General features: G+C 71.3%; 15 protein-coding genes. 8 read left to right on the forward strand and 7 right to left on the reverse strand.

Annotation, left to right across the window (positions count from 1 at the left end; translation table 11 throughout):
* Positions 1-38: 38 nt before the first annotated feature.
* From OG432_RS27655 to OG432_RS27665, 3 genes are all read right to left on the reverse strand, one after another.
* Positions 39-701 (reverse strand): transglycosylase SLT domain-containing protein, encoded by a 663-nt coding sequence (locus tag OG432_RS27655; RefSeq protein WP_328313676.1) that lies wholly within the window; start codon positions 699-701, stop codon positions 39-41.
* Between the two features lie 269 nt (positions 702-970).
* A complete protein-coding gene (locus OG432_RS27660) occupies positions 971-2,050 on the reverse strand; it encodes an S-adenosylmethionine:tRNA ribosyltransferase-isomerase (RefSeq protein ID WP_328313677.1) in 1,080 nt (359 codons plus the stop codon).
* Positions 2,047-2,829: an SDR family NAD(P)-dependent oxidoreductase gene (locus OG432_RS27665; protein ID WP_328313678.1), complete on the reverse strand. Its 783-nt coding sequence runs from the start codon at positions 2,827-2,829 to the stop codon at positions 2,047-2,049. Before OG432_RS27665 ends, OG432_RS27660 begins: the two co-directional genes overlap by 4 nt.
* 205 nt (positions 2,830-3,034) lie before the next feature.
* Between OG432_RS27665 and OG432_RS27670 the strand changes: the two genes are divergently transcribed.
* The 3 genes from OG432_RS27670 to OG432_RS27680 all read left to right on the forward strand — a co-directional run bounded on the left by OG432_RS27670 (position 3,035) and on the right by OG432_RS27680 (position 5,312).
* On the forward strand, positions 3,035-4,219 hold the full coding sequence (locus tag OG432_RS27670) for a GAF domain-containing sensor histidine kinase (RefSeq protein WP_328313679.1): 1,185 nt from the start codon (positions 3,035-3,037) through the stop codon (positions 4,217-4,219).
* Positions 4,212-4,856, forward strand: a complete 645-nt coding sequence (locus OG432_RS27675; protein WP_328313680.1) for a response regulator transcription factor — start codon at positions 4,212-4,214, stop codon at positions 4,854-4,856. The genes OG432_RS27670 and OG432_RS27675 overlap by 8 nt, the downstream gene beginning before the upstream one ends.
* Before the next feature lie 213 nt (positions 4,857-5,069).
* On the forward strand, positions 5,070-5,312 hold the full coding sequence (locus OG432_RS27680) for a chaplin (RefSeq protein ID WP_328313681.1): 243 nt from the start codon (positions 5,070-5,072) through the stop codon (positions 5,310-5,312).
* 388 nt (positions 5,313-5,700) lie between these two features.
* Here the strand turns inward: OG432_RS27680 and OG432_RS27685 are convergent, their stop codons facing one another.
* Positions 5,701-6,492, reverse strand: a complete 792-nt coding sequence (locus OG432_RS27685; protein ID WP_328313682.1) for a hypothetical protein — start codon at positions 6,490-6,492, stop codon at positions 5,701-5,703.
* Between the two features lie 150 nt (positions 6,493-6,642).
* Between OG432_RS27685 and OG432_RS27690 the strand changes: the two genes are divergently transcribed.
* From OG432_RS27690 to OG432_RS27705, 4 genes are all read left to right on the forward strand, one after another.
* Entirely contained in the window at positions 6,643-7,434 is a 792-nt protein-coding gene (locus OG432_RS27690; protein WP_328313683.1) for an ABC transporter ATP-binding protein, read from the forward strand.
* Between the two features lie 125 nt (positions 7,435-7,559).
* On the forward strand, positions 7,560-7,991 hold the full coding sequence (locus tag OG432_RS27695; RefSeq protein WP_328315265.1) for an NfeD family protein: 432 nt from the start codon (positions 7,560-7,562) through the stop codon (positions 7,989-7,991).
* 80 nt (positions 7,992-8,071) lie between these two features.
* The gene (locus OG432_RS27700) at positions 8,072-9,022 is read left to right on the forward strand and encodes an SPFH domain-containing protein (RefSeq protein ID WP_328313684.1); all 951 of its coding nucleotides are present in this window, start codon (positions 8,072-8,074) and stop codon (positions 9,020-9,022) included.
* Between the two features lie 159 nt (positions 9,023-9,181).
* Positions 9,182-9,955, forward strand: a complete 774-nt coding sequence (locus OG432_RS27705) for a sulfite exporter TauE/SafE family protein (RefSeq protein ID WP_328313685.1) — start codon at positions 9,182-9,184, stop codon at positions 9,953-9,955.
* A gap of 96 nt (positions 9,956-10,051) precedes the next feature.
* Here OG432_RS27705 and OG432_RS27710 read toward each other — a convergent pair whose 3' ends face one another.
* The 3 genes from OG432_RS27710 to OG432_RS27720 all read right to left on the reverse strand — a co-directional run bounded on the left by OG432_RS27710 (position 10,052) and on the right by OG432_RS27720 (position 12,138).
* The gene (locus tag OG432_RS27710) at positions 10,052-10,567 is read right to left on the reverse strand and encodes an HNH endonuclease (RefSeq protein ID WP_328313686.1); all 516 of its coding nucleotides are present in this window, start codon (positions 10,565-10,567) and stop codon (positions 10,052-10,054) included.
* A gap of 195 nt (positions 10,568-10,762) precedes the next feature.
* Positions 10,763-11,299, reverse strand: coding sequence for a YbhB/YbcL family Raf kinase inhibitor-like protein (locus OG432_RS27715; protein ID WP_328313687.1), 537 nt, complete (start codon positions 11,297-11,299; stop codon positions 10,763-10,765).
* A gap of 56 nt (positions 11,300-11,355) precedes the next feature.
* A complete protein-coding gene (locus OG432_RS27720; RefSeq protein WP_328313688.1) occupies positions 11,356-12,138 on the reverse strand; it encodes a sporulation protein in 783 nt (260 codons plus the stop codon).
* Positions 12,139-12,234: 96 nt separating this feature from the next.
* Between OG432_RS27720 and OG432_RS27725 the strand changes: the two genes are divergently transcribed.
* Positions 12,235-12,876, forward strand: coding sequence for a DNA-3-methyladenine glycosylase (locus tag OG432_RS27725; RefSeq protein WP_328313689.1), 642 nt, complete (start codon positions 12,235-12,237; stop codon positions 12,874-12,876).
* Positions 12,877-13,378 lie beyond the last annotated feature (502 nt).

The following is a 13,378-nucleotide window of genomic DNA, read 5'->3' on the forward strand; positions in this document are numbered from 1 at the left end:
TGCCGCCCTTCGGCGTCGCGTACGTCGCCCTGCGTCACTCAGTAGGCGCTGTTGACGTTGTCCATCGAGCCGTACTTGTCGGCCGCGTAGTTGGCGGCGGCGGTGATGTTGGCGACCGGGTCGTAGATGTTCCACGACGTGCCGGCCACGTGGTACGCGTTGAAGGTCGGCTGGATGACCTGGAGCAGACCCTTGGACGGGATGCCGTTGATGGCGTTGATGTCCCAGCCGTTGATGGCCATCGGGTTGCCGGTCGACTCGCGCATGATGTTGCGGTGCAGACCGTCGTAGGTGCCCGGGATGCCCTTGCTCTTCATGATGTCGAGGGACTGGCGGATCCAGCCGTCGAGGTTGTTGGCGTAGACGGGCTTGCGGGCGGCGGAGCGGCTGGCCGCTGCGGCCTCGTCACGCTTCTTCGCGTCGGCCGCGGCCTTCGCCTTGGCGTCCGCGGTGGCCTTGGCCTTCGCGGCGTCCTTGGCCTGCTTGTCCGCGGTGACCTGCTGCTTGGAGATGTTCTGCGAGACCGTCTTCGTGCTGACCACGTAGGCGGCGGGCTCCGCGGCAGCGGCGCTTTCCGACTGGCCCGTCCCCGGGAAGACCGAGAGAGCGAGGGCGGCGGCGCCAAGGGCGGCTACACCGGCGATCGAAATCTTGTGCGTCTTGTCGAGACGGCTATGACCGGGGTTGCTGGACTCGGGCATGGCTGTTGGACCTCTTCCGAATGACTGGGGACGGCGCAGCAAAGCGCCGCGGCGGTTGGCCGCAGCGCTGTGCGACGAGAGCCATTGTTAGCGGCCGCAAAATCTCGTGGCAAAGGTGCTACATACGAAGCCAGGTAGTGGATCACCCCGGCGCGAAAGGCGCCTCGTACCCACTCCACAGCGGCTCACACCGTCTTTATTCGTCCACTAGCAGCCTTCGTAAGTGATGTGCGTCCTATGCGCGGGCTCACATCGGGCCCGTAACATTTTCACCCCACGTTGCTGGAGCAATGCGCACGGTGAGGGTTCTCCTCCGGGAGGATGAGGTGGACGTCGCCGAACTCGTGCCACAGGTAGAGCCGGCTCAACGCCTGGTCGTAGGCGACGGCCAGCGCCGTCCGCCCGGCGATCGCCTCCAGCATCAGCAGATGCGAGGCCTCCGGCTCGTGGAGCCCGGTCAGCAGGCCGTCCACCACCCGCACCCCGCGCTCCGGCGTCACCACGACATCGGTCCAGCCCGTCGCCCCCCGCACCAGACCGTCGGCCCCGGCCGCCGATTCCAGGGCGCGCACCGCCGTGGTCCCCACCGCGACGACCCGGCCACCGCCCGCCCTGGCCGCGTTCACCACCCGGGCCGTCTCCTGCGGCACCCCGAAGCGCTCCGGATACGGCGGCTCGTGCGCCTCCGCCGACGCCACCCCCGTGTGCAGCGTGACCGGCGCGAACCACACCCCGCGCCGCACGAGATCGGCGACCGTCCCGGCCGTGAACGGGCGCGCCGCACTCGGCATCTCCGCCGAACCGAGCCCGCCGGGCGCGGACAGCGCGAACACCGTCTGGTACGCGGCCAGCGGCTGGTCCCGCTCGGTGTACCCGTACCGGATGGGCCGCCCGTACCGGTGCATGAGCCCCGGCACATCCGCCGCCGACACCCGCGCCCACCACAGCCGGTCCGGGCTCAGCGCCGCGTCCAGCACGAGCCGCTGCCCGCCGGGCAGCGCCACGACCGTGCCCGCCCGGTCCCCGTGGCGCCGCCGCGTGCTCCCCGCGGCCGTCGGCGTCCGCAGCTCCACCGCCCAGCGCCCGTCCGGGCCGAGCGTCGAGAAGTGCACCACCACCGGCCGGCCCGCCACCGTGGCGTCGACCGCCGCGGGCAGTGTCCGCGAGGTGTTGACGACCAGCACGTCACCGGCGCGCAACTGCCCCGCCAGGTCGCGGAAGGCGTGGTGCGATACGGCTTCGCCGCGCGACACCATGAGCCGTACGTCGTCGCGGCCCGCCCCGCGCACCTCGGCCGGCACCGAGGCGAGGAGCTCCTCAGGCACCCGCACCACCATGGGCACCGTCATCGCGCGGCCCTTCCCGTGCCGTCCCCCGGAGCGGCCACCGCGAAGGCGTCCTGGGAGAGCGCCGGACGCGTTGTCCCTGCACCGGGCGAGGGCTCCGCGAGCGAGGGGGCGCTGTAGCGGCCGCTCGCCGGCCGCTCGTCGAGCAGCCGAAGGAAGCCCGGCACCACCGCCGAGGGCTCCGGCCGCTCGGCGCCGTCGCCCGGCACCGCCGCCGCGTACAGATCGGTGCGCATGTCGCCCGGGTCCACCGCCCACACCCGAAGGCCGGGCTCCTCCACGGCGAGGACCGCGGCCAGCTGGTCGAGCGCCGCCTTCGAGGCCCCGTACCCGCCCCATGTCGCGTACGCCTCGGCCGCCGCGTCCGAACTGACCGCGACCAGCGCGCCCGCGGCCGACGCGCGCAGCATGGGCAGCGCATCGCGGACCAGCCCGAGCGCCGCCACCACATTGGTCTCGAGCGCGGCGCGCAGCCCCGCGAGTTCCAGCTCCGCGAGGCGTACGAGCGGCTCGGCGCCCAGGGCGGAGGCGTTGTGCACCAGGAGGTCGAGCCCGCCGAGCCGGCGCGCCGCCGCCACCAGCTCCGCGCGGTGCCCGGCGTCCGTGACGTCGCCCGTCAGCGCCACGACCCTCGTGCCGTACGGGCCGAGTCCGCGCGCCGCCTCCGTGAGTACGGGGCCCGTCCTTGCGTCCAGGACCAGATCCCAGCCCCGCTGGGCCAAGGCCGTGGCGAGGGCCCGGCCGAGCCCCTTCGAGGCCCCTGTGATGATTGCAACCGGCATGATGTCCGACCCCTTCGTTCATCGAGCTGTCCTTCGAGCCACCGACGAGGTGTTCGTCGATGGGTCCACGGTGGCGCCGGACACACCCGCCCCGCGTCGGACGCGGGGCCCACCCCGCGAGGAACTTCGGCCTAGGTCCTGCGGCCCAGTCGCGGCCGACCACCGGCCGAGGCGCGCTGTCACACCCCGCCGGTACGGTGACCACATGAGCCGTCCCCGACCCGCGCACCCCGCCGGACCAGGGCAGAGCCCCTCGCCGAGCGCGGGCCTCGCCGCCGTGAGCACCGCGCTGCTCGCGATGAGCCGGCACCTGGAGGTCGGGGACGTCCTCAAGACGATCACCGCGTCGGCCCGCGAGCTTCTGAACGCGCAGTACGCGGCGCTCGGCGTCCCCGACGACCACGGCGGCTTCGCGCAGTTCGTCGTCGACGGCGTCAGCGACGAGCAGTGGCGGGCGATCGGGCCGCTGCCGCGCCAGCACGGCATCCTCGCCGCGATGCTCCACGAGGAGAAGGCCGAGCGCCTCGCCGACGTCCGCAAGGACCCCCGCTTCGAGGGCTGGCCCTCCGCCCACCCCGACATGTCCGACTTCCTCGGCATGCCGATCCGTGACGGCGAGGAGACGCTGGGCGCCCTCTTCCTCGCCAACAAGCGCTGCCCCAAACCGGAAGGCGGCTGCGGCTTCACCGAGCACGACGAGGAGCTGCTCCGCCTGCTCGCCCAGCACGCCGCGATCGCCCTCACCAACGCCCGGCTCTACGAACGCAGCCGCGAGCTGACCATCGCCGAGGAGCGCTCCCGCCTCGCCCACGAGCTGCACGACGCGGTCAGCCAGAAGCTCTTCTCGCTCCGCCTGACCGCCCAGGCCGCCGCCGCCCTCGTCGACCGCGACCCGGCCCGCGCCAAGGGCGAGCTCCAGCAGGTCACCGCCCTCGCTGCCGAGGCGGCCGACGAACTGCGCGCCGCCGTCGTGGAGTTGAGGCCCGCCGCCCTGGAGGAGGACGGCCTCGTGCACACCCTGCGCACCCACATCCAAGTCCTGGACCGGGCGCACGCCGCCCGCGTCACCTTCGACAACCTCGGCGTGCGGGCCCTGCCGCCGGCCCAGGAGGAGGCCCTGCTGAGAGTCGCCCAGGAGGCCCTGCACAACGCGCTGCGCCACTCGGGAGCCGGCCGGGTCGACGTCGTCCTGGAGCGCGCGGGCCAGGGCGCCGTGCTGCGGGTCACCGACGACGGCCGGGGTTTCGAGCCGAGCCTGGTCCGCCGGGCGGGCCGCCACCTCGGCCTGGTGTCGATGCGGCACCGGGCGAGCGGGGTCGGCGGCAGGCTCACCGTGCATTCGGCACCCGGCGAGGGCGCCACGATCGAGATGGAGGTCCCCGGTGGCTGACAAGGTGATCCGGGTCCTGCTCGTGGACGACCACCAGGTGGTCCGCCGCGGACTGCGTACGTTCCTGGAAGTTCAGGACGACATAGAGGTGGTGGGGGAGGCGTCCGACGGCGCCGAGGGCGTGGCCCGCGCCGAGGAGCTGAGGCCGGACGTCGTCCTGATGGACGTGAAGATGCCGGGCATGGACGGCATCGAGGCCCTGCGCAAGCTCCGCGAACTCGCTAACCCGGCGAAGGTCCTCATCGTCACCAGCTTCACCGAGCAGCGCACGGTCGTTCCCGCCCTGCGCGGCGGTGCGTCCGGCTACGTATACAAGGACGTCGACCCGGAGGCGCTGGCCGGAGCGATCCGCTCGGTGCACGCCGGGCACGTGCTGCTCCAGCCGGAGGTCGCGGGCGCCCTGCTCAGCCAGGACGACGGCCACGGCGGCACCGGGCGCGGCACGACCCTGACCGAGCGGGAGAAGGAGGTCCTGGCCCTGATCGCCGACGGCCGCTCCAACCGGGAGATCGCCCGCCACCTCGTCCTGTCCGAGAAGACGGTCAAGACCCACGTCTCGAACATCCTGATGAAGCTGGACCTCGCCGACCGCACCCAGGCCGCGCTCTGGGCGGTGCGGCACGGCGTGACCGGCTGATCCCCGGGACAGGAACCGAAAGCGGACCCGGCGCGGACCCGACGCGGACGCGACGCGGACCCGACGCGGACCGAAGCGGACCGTCAGGGTCCGGTGCGAGATTCATACCGTCGTGTAAATGTCACCCACATAGCGCATCCCTTGAGGGTGCCGCGCGTTCTCCATGGCATGCCGCGACGGCTGGTCGCGGCGACGACCAGGAGGATCCACACCATGAAGCTCAACAAGGCTCTCGCCGTCACCGTGCTCGCCGGCGGCGCCCTCGCCGCCGCGACCGGCGCGGCCTCCGCCCACGGCGGGGCCCAGGCCGACGGCAAGGCCGAGCGCTCCCCGGGCGTCGTCTCCGGCAACGTGGTCCAGGTGCCGGTGCACGTGCCGGTGAACGCCACGGGCAACACGGTCAACGTGATCGGCGTTCTGAACCCGGTCTTCGGAAACCAGAGCTCCAACTTCTGACCGCCCCCGCCAAGCGGTGCGCCCCGGCCCCCGAGCCTCTGCCCGGGGGCCGCGGCGCGCCCCCGATCGCGTCCGGCGCAGTTCCCCGCCCCCCTTGACGGCCGGCTTTCGTGTGCGGACCGTGCCCGCGTCCCGCGCAGTTCCCCGCGCCCCTGAAACCCGGTCCGCTTTCGGGTGCGGGCCCGGTGCGGGCTGGACGCGCAGTTCCCCGCGCCCCTTGGGCATCCGGGACCGGGCAGCGTGCACATCCTCGGCCTGTCATGGGGGCCACTGGCCCTTGAGGCCTTGGGGGAGATTGAGGACGAGCGCCCTTAGGACGCGAACGGGGGTCTGGGGGTGGAGCCCGCAGGGAGCCGCACCCTCAAGTAGCCGCACGGGCCGGGCGGGGCTAGCCCCGGTTTCGCTCGCGCTCCTCCACGTACGCGTTGTACGCCGCCACCCTCGCCCGCCGAGCAACCCGCTCCACCGGCCGCAACGCCTCCGCCCGCGCCGCGATCTCCGACGCGCTCACCGCGCCGCCGTGCCCGTTCGCGTACGCCAGCGACACCAGCAGGCCCACCCGCCGGGCCAGCTCCAGGACCCGGACCGCGCGCGGCGGATAGCCCGGCGCGAGCACCTCCTCGTCGGGGCCCTCGGCCCGTGCGCGGTACGCGTCGATCGCCGCCGCGGCGGCCGGACCCGATCCCGCCACGTCGAGCCGGGTCAGCGCGACCGTCGCCTCCCGCAGCGCCTCCGCGAGCTCGCGCTCCGCCTCGCCGAGCGAGGGCACGTCGGCGGGCGGCGCCTGCCGCACAGCGAGGCAGTGCCAGACGACCTCCGTGTGCACGTCCCCCGCGGGCCCCGCCTCGTACAGCTCGGGCACGAGCCCGTACGGCGCGCCGAAACCGACCACGGCCTCCTCGGCCGCGAGCGCACGGGCATTGAACTCCGCGGGACCGCTCAGCCCGAGCGGATGCCCGGCCGCCGGGAGCGCGACGCGCCAGCCGCTCACCCCGAGGCCCCGCAGCCGCCCGAGCGCCAGCGTGAGCCCCACGGGAGCGGACTCGCCGGGCAGGCCCTCGACGCGGTGCACCGCGTCGTCCCCGACGATCGCGAGCGCCGCGTCGTCCGGTGAGACATTTCCGGCCAACAGGGCGTTTCCCCAAGCGGCCAGCCGACCTGAACGTGGTTCCGAGAACATGGCCCCAAGCGTAGAGAAACCGCACGACCGGACCTAGAGGCGGGATCACTTCGCCAGTGGCGTAGGTTTTCCCCTGGGGACCGCGCCCACAGGCGCGCCCCGCACCGCACTCGCGAACTCACGACGATGGCATGGGGAGACAACGCGCTCATGAGCGATGTACTGGAGCTGGTGGACGTATCCGTGGTCCGCGACGGACGCGCTCTGGTGGACGACGTCTCCTGGTCGGTCAAGGAAGGCGAGCGCTGGGTCATCCTCGGCCCCAACGGCGCCGGCAAGACCACCCTCCTCAACATCGCCTCCAGCTACCTCTTCCCGAGCGCCGGCACCGCCAAGATCCTCGGCGAGCAGCTCGGCCGGGTCGATGTCTTCGAGCTGCGCCCGCGCATCGGCATGGCCGGCGTCGCGATGGCCGACAAGCTCCCCAAGCGCCAGACCGTGCTGCAGACGGTGCTCACCGCCGCGTACGGCATGACCGCCACCTGGCAGGAACAGTACGAAGCCGTCGACGAGGACCGCGCCCGCGCCTTTCTCGACCGCCTCGGGATGACGGACTTCCTCGACCGCAAGTTCGGCACGCTCTCCGAGGGCGAGCGCAAGCGCACCCTGATCGCCCGCGCCATGATGACCGACCCCGAGCTCCTCCTCCTGGACGAGCCCGCCGCGGGCCTCGACCTCGGCGGCCGCGAGGACCTGGTCCGCCGCCTCGGCCGCCTCGCCCGCGACCCGTACGCGCCCTCGATGATCATGGTCACGCACCACGTCGAGGAGATCGCCCCCGGCTTCACCCATGTCCTCATGATCCGCCAGGGCAAGGTGCTCGCCGCGGGCCCCATGGAGACCGAGCTCACCTCCCGCAACCTCTCCCTCTGCTTCGGCCTCCCGCTCCTCGTGGAGCACCGCGGCGACCGCTACACGGCGACGGGCCTCCCGCTGAGCTGACCGCGTCAACCGGCCCCCGGGACCACCGATCCCCGTGGACCGTCGGCGCGCACCGTCCGCGCGCGGCGCCCGCGTGCGCCCACGGTGTGCACTGTTGGTGAGGACAGCCCCGCACCTACCATGACCTGGTGGACATCGAGGCATGGGTTTGGTGGCTGGTAGCCGCGGCGGGGCTCGGCATCCCCCTCGTCCTGACCGTCATGCCCGAGTTCGGCATGATGGCGCTCGGCGCGGTCGCCGCCGCCATCGGTGCGGGCCTCGGTCTCGGCCCCGTCGGACAGGTGCTCCTGTTCGTGGCCGTCTCGGTCGCGCTCATCGCCGTCGTACGCCCCATCGCCGCCCGCCACCGCGCGCAGCGCCCCCAACTGGCCACCGGCACCGAGGCGTTGAAGGGCCGTCAGGCCGTCGTCCTGGAACGGGTCGACGCCCTGGGCGGCCGCATCAAACTCGCGGGCGAGGTCTGGTCGGCCCGCGCGCTCGACGCGGAGCGGGTCTACGAGCCCGGCCAACAGGTCGACGTGGTCGAGATCGACGGAGCCACTGCCATCGTCATGTGAACCATGCCAGGATCATCGGGTCCGGTAACTGCCAACGTTTCCAGGGCCATTCGAGAGCAAGAGAGGCACGGGGGTAAGCGATGCAACCGATCATCATCGTCCTGATCATCCTGGTGGTGCTGGTCTTCATCGCCCTGATCAAGACCATCCAGGTGATCCCGCAGGCCAGCGCCGCGATCGTGGAGCGCTTCGGCCGCTACACGCGGACGCTGAACGCCGGACTGAACATCGTGGTCCCGTTCATCGACTCGATCCGCAACCGGATCGACCTCCGCGAGCAGGTCGTGCCCTTCCCGCCCCAGCCGGTGATCACCCAGGACAACCTGGTCGTCAACATCGACACCGTCATCTACTACCAGGTGACCGACGCCCGCGCCGCCACCTACGAAGTCGCCAGCTACATCCAGGCGATCGAGCAGCTCACCGTCACCACGCTCCGCAACATCATCGGCGGCATGGACCTGGAGCGGACCCTGACCTCCCGCGAGGAGATCAACGCGGCCCTGCGCGGTGTTCTCGACGAGGCCACCGGCAAGTGGGGCATCCGCGTCAACCGCGTCGAGCTCAAGGCCATCGAGCCGCCCACCTCCATCCAGGACTCGATGGAGAAGCAGATGCGCGCCGACCGTGACAAGCGCGCCGCGATCCTCCAGGCGGAGGGTGTACGGCAGTCGGAGATCCTGCGCGCCGAGGGCGAGAAGCAGTCCGCGATCCTGCGCGCCGAAGGTGAGGCCAAGGCGGCCGCCCTGCGCGCCGAGGGCGAGGCCCAGGCCGTCCGCACGGTCTTCGAGGCGATCCACGCGGGCGACCCCGACCAGAAGCTGCTCTCCTACCAGTACCTCCAGATGCTCCCGAAGATCGCCGAGGGCGACGCCAACAAGCTCTGGATCGTGCCCAGCGAGATCGGTGACGCCCTCAAGGGCCTCTCCGGCGCCTTCGGCAACCTCGGCGGCGGCATGCCCGGCTTCAACACCGGCAACAACCAGGGCAACGGCACCGTCGAGCGCCGCGAAGAGCCCCCCGTCGACTGACCAGGGGCCCGGGGCCGGGGCATCCGGCACCCCGGCCCCCCGGCACCTGAACGACCCGGGGGGCGTGGCCAGTTGACTGCCCCGTACACGCATCATGCATGATCAGTGCGGCCCCTCGACCTCCATGGCGGGGAGGCGACTCACTGAACGTGTAAGGAGATGGCCTTGTCCATCTGGGAAGCACTCGCGGTCCTCGCCGCCGGCATCGGCGCGGGCACCATCAACACGATCGTCGGATCCGGCACGCTCCTCACCTTCCCCGTGCTCCTGGCGACCGGCCTGCCACCGATCACCGCCAACGTCTCCAACGCGCTGGGCCTCGTCCCCGGCTCCATCAGCGGTGCCATCGGCTACCGCCACGAACTGCGCGGCCAGACCCGCCGCGTGCTCCGCCTCGGCGCCGCCGCCCTCCTCGGAGGGCTCGCCGGGGCGATCCTGCTGCTCGCGCTGCCGTCCTCGTCGTTCGACGCGATCGTGCCCGTCCTTGTCGGCCTGGCCCTCGTGCTCGTCCTGTTCCAGCCGCGCCTGGCCGCCGCCATCACCCGCCGCCGCGAGGCGCGCGGCACCGAGGCCCACCCCGAGGGCGGCGCCGCACTCCTCGCCGGCCTCTTCCTCGCCAGCATGTACGGCGGCTACTTCGGCGCCGCCCAGGGCGTCCTCTACCTGTCCCTGATGGGCCTTCTCCTGGCCGACAGCCTGCAGCGCATCAACGCCGTCAAGAACATCCTCGGCGCCGTCGTCAACGGCATCGCGGCCGTCTTCTTCCTCTTCGTCGCCGAGTTCAACTGGACGGCCGTGCTGCTCATCGCCGCCGGCTCGACCATAGGAGGCCAGATCGGCGCCAAGGTCGGACGCCGCCTCAAGCCGGCGGTCCTACGCGGCGTGATCATTGCCGTCGGCGTCGTCGCGATCCTCCAACTGACCCTGAAGTAAGGGCCAGTTGGATCTCGAAGGGCCGTCAGGCGGCCCCTGAACCGGAGCCCCAACCGGCCCCTGAACCGGCCCCTGAACCGGACCCTGAACCCTGGGTCACGCAGCCGGCGCGGCACCCGTCGCCAGCCACTCGGGCAGCTCCGAGCGGTCCCCGGCCGCCATCGCGAGCAGCATCGCGTCGGCGGGCGACGGCACGAACGGCTGCCGCAGCAGCGGCATCCCCGCCTCCTCCGGCGTACGGTCCGCCTTGCGGTGGTTGTCCTCGGCGCAGGAGGCCACCGTGTTCAGCCAGCCGTCCCGGCCCCCCTGCGCCCGAGGCACCACGTGGTCCACCGTCGTCGCGCGCCGCCCGCAGTACGCGCACCGGTGCTGGTCCCTGATCAGCACCCCCCGCCTCGACCACGGAGCGTGTCTTCGGAAGGGCACCCGGACGTATCTGCACAGCCGGATCACCCGCGGCACCGGTATGTCGACGGCGGCCGCACGCACTCGCAGACCGGGATGGGACTGCTCGACGACCGCCTTGTCCTGGAGGACCAGCACCACGGCACGGTTGAGCGTCACCGTCGACAGCGGCTCGAAGCTCGCGTTCAGTACCAGCGTGTCCCTCATCGTGCCCACCTCCGTAGTGCCGGCCCACTCCCTGGCGGGCTTGGATCAACTCTGGCCGGGCTCGCCACGATGGACAACGCAATATCCGAGCCCGTCCGGGCGGCGAACCCGGGCCGACGACAGAAAAATGCCCTGCCCTGATCTCTCCAAGACCAGGGCAGGGCAAACAGAAAACGAACGATCGGCTCTGCGCGATCAGCTGTCCGCGGGGGCGGTGTACTCGGCGACGAGCTGGGCCCGCCCGAGCGTGTGGAAGCGGAGATTGAAGCCGACCGCCGCGGGCGGGGTGTCGGCGTCGGGACCCAGCTTCTCCGTGTCGACCGCGTACACCGTGAAGACGTAGCGGTGCGTCTCGCCGGCCGGCGGCGCCGCCCCGCCGAAGTCCTTCGATCCGTAGTCGTTGCGCGCCTGCACCGCACCGGCCGGCAGCCCCTCGAACGTGCCGCTGCCCGCGCCCGCCGGCAGCTCGGTCACGGACGCCGGAATGTCGAACACCGACCAGTGCCAGAACCCGCTGCCCGTGGGCGCGTCGGGATCGAAGCACGTCACAGCGAAGCTCTTCGTCCCCGCCGGAAAGCCCTCCCACCGCAGCTGCGGCGATGTGTTCCCGGCGGCGTGGACCTGGGCGTCCTTGAGCACGGCACCCGGCTCGACGTCCTCGCTCACCACGGTGAACGACGGAACCTCGGGATGGAAGTCGTGGGGAAGCGGCGGCCTCTTGAGCTCGCTCACGTCGGCACCTCCTGATTCGGCAGCAACTGGTGGGACCGAGCCTAGGGGGTCGGCCCCTAGAACCAGTTGCGCCGCCCGCCGACCTCGGCCAGCCACTGATCGAGGTACGCCGGCCAGTCCGTCCCCTGGAAGTCGTGCAGGCCGACCTGGAACGAGCGGTAGGAGTCGCTGCCCTCGCTGAACAGGCCCGGCTTCTTGTCCATCTCCAGGATCACGTCCATCTCGCGGTCGTCCGCGACGAACGTCAGCTCCACCTGGTTCAGACCCCGGTACTGCGACGGCGCGAGGAATTCGATCTCCTGGTAGAAGGGCAGCCGCTGCCGCGTCCCGCGGATGTGGCCCTTCTCCATGTCCGCGCTCTTGAAGCGGAAGCCGAGCCGGATGAACGCGTCCAGGATCGCCTGCTGCGCGGGGAGCGGATGCACCTGGATGCGGTCCAAGTCGCCGGCGTCGAGCGCACGGGCGATCTCCAGTTCCGTCGTCACGCCGATGTGCATGCCCCGCAGCTGCTGCCCGTCGATCGCCGTGAGGGGCGTCTCCCAGGGGATTTCGAGCCCGAACGGCACCACGTGCACGGCGCCCGCCCGCACCTCGAAGGCCCCGCCGAGCCGGACCTTGGTGAACTCGATGTCCTGCTTGAGCTCGTGCTCGCCGCCCTCGACCTCGACCCGGGCCTGCAGCCCCACCGACAGCCCCTCGATCCGCTGGTCGACCGACCCGCCCGCGATCCGCACCTCGCCCCGCACGACTCCGCCCGGCACCACGTCGGTCTCCGTGAGCTCGGTCTCCACCGACGCCCCGCCGGCCCCCAAACTCGCCAGCAGTCGCTTGAACCCCATGCCCGTCCTTCCCCATGAATCAGCTCGATCTCGACCCCTACGAACGCGTGACGACGACCGCCGGTTCCCTCAGGAGGTCAAGTACGCTCGTACGGCATGATCGCGGCCACCGAACGTACGCCACTTCCCCGGGACTTCTTCGACCGCCCTGTCCTGGAGGTCGCCCCCGATCTCCTGGGCCGCACGCTGGTACGCCTCACACCGCACGGCCCGATCGAGCTCCGCCTCACGGAGGTCGAGGCCTACGACGGCCCCAACGACCCGGGCTCGCACGCCTTCCGCGGCCGCACGCCCCGCAACGACGTGATGTTCGGCCCGCCGGGATACGCGTACGTCTACTTCACGTACGGGATGTGGCACTGCCTGAACCTGGTGTGCGGCCCCGAGGGGCGGGCCAGTGGTGTGCTGCTCAGGGCGGGGGAGATCCGGGAGGGCTCCGAACTGGCCCGGTCCCGTCGACTCTCGGCCCGCCACGACAGGGAACTGGCCAAAGGCCCGGCACGGCTGGCCACGGCACTTGACGTGGGCCGCGCCCTGAACGGCACGGACGCCTGCGCCGGCCCCGATGCCCCTCTGTCCGTACTCACGGGCACTCCCGCGCCGCCCGACCTGGTACGCAGCGGTCCCCGCACCGGGGTGGGCGGCGACGGGGCTCCGCATCCGTGGCGCTTCTGGATCGCGGACGACCCCACGGTGAGCCCGTACCGGGCCCATCAGCCGCGCAAACGCCGAACTTGACTCGGCCTCTAGGGGCGCCTAACGTAGCCCGAGCCGCTTGACACGGGCCCTGCTGTTCAGCATCCCCAGGCGGCCATCCACTACCTACGATCGAACCCCAACGGGTACGAATTTCGGCATGCCTGAATTCGAACTCGAATGACTCGATTATGAAGAGCAGGGGAAACCCGCTAAAGTAGTGGACACGCCGAGAGGGAAACGCGAGAGCGAAGAACTCGAAGCGAACCCCAATTCGACGGGGAATCGGACACGAAAGTGTCTGGTAGAGTCGGAAACACGAAATACCGAAGGGAAGCGCCCGGAGGAAAGCCCGAGAGGGTGAGTACAAAGGAAGCGTCCGTTCCTTGAGAACTCAACAGCGTGCCAAAAGTCAACGCCAGATTGACAACCCCGTCTCCATTTCGGTGGAGCGAGGTTCCTTTGAAAAGTCCTGTCGGTCCTTGTGGCCGGCAGGCGATTACACAGCGAGGACGCTGTGGACGGGCCGCCTTATTCCGGTGGT

The sequence above is a fragment of the Streptomyces sp. NBC_00442 genome, assembly GCF_036014195.1.
Taxonomy (GTDB): Bacteria; Actinomycetota; Actinomycetes; order Streptomycetales; family Streptomycetaceae; genus Streptomyces.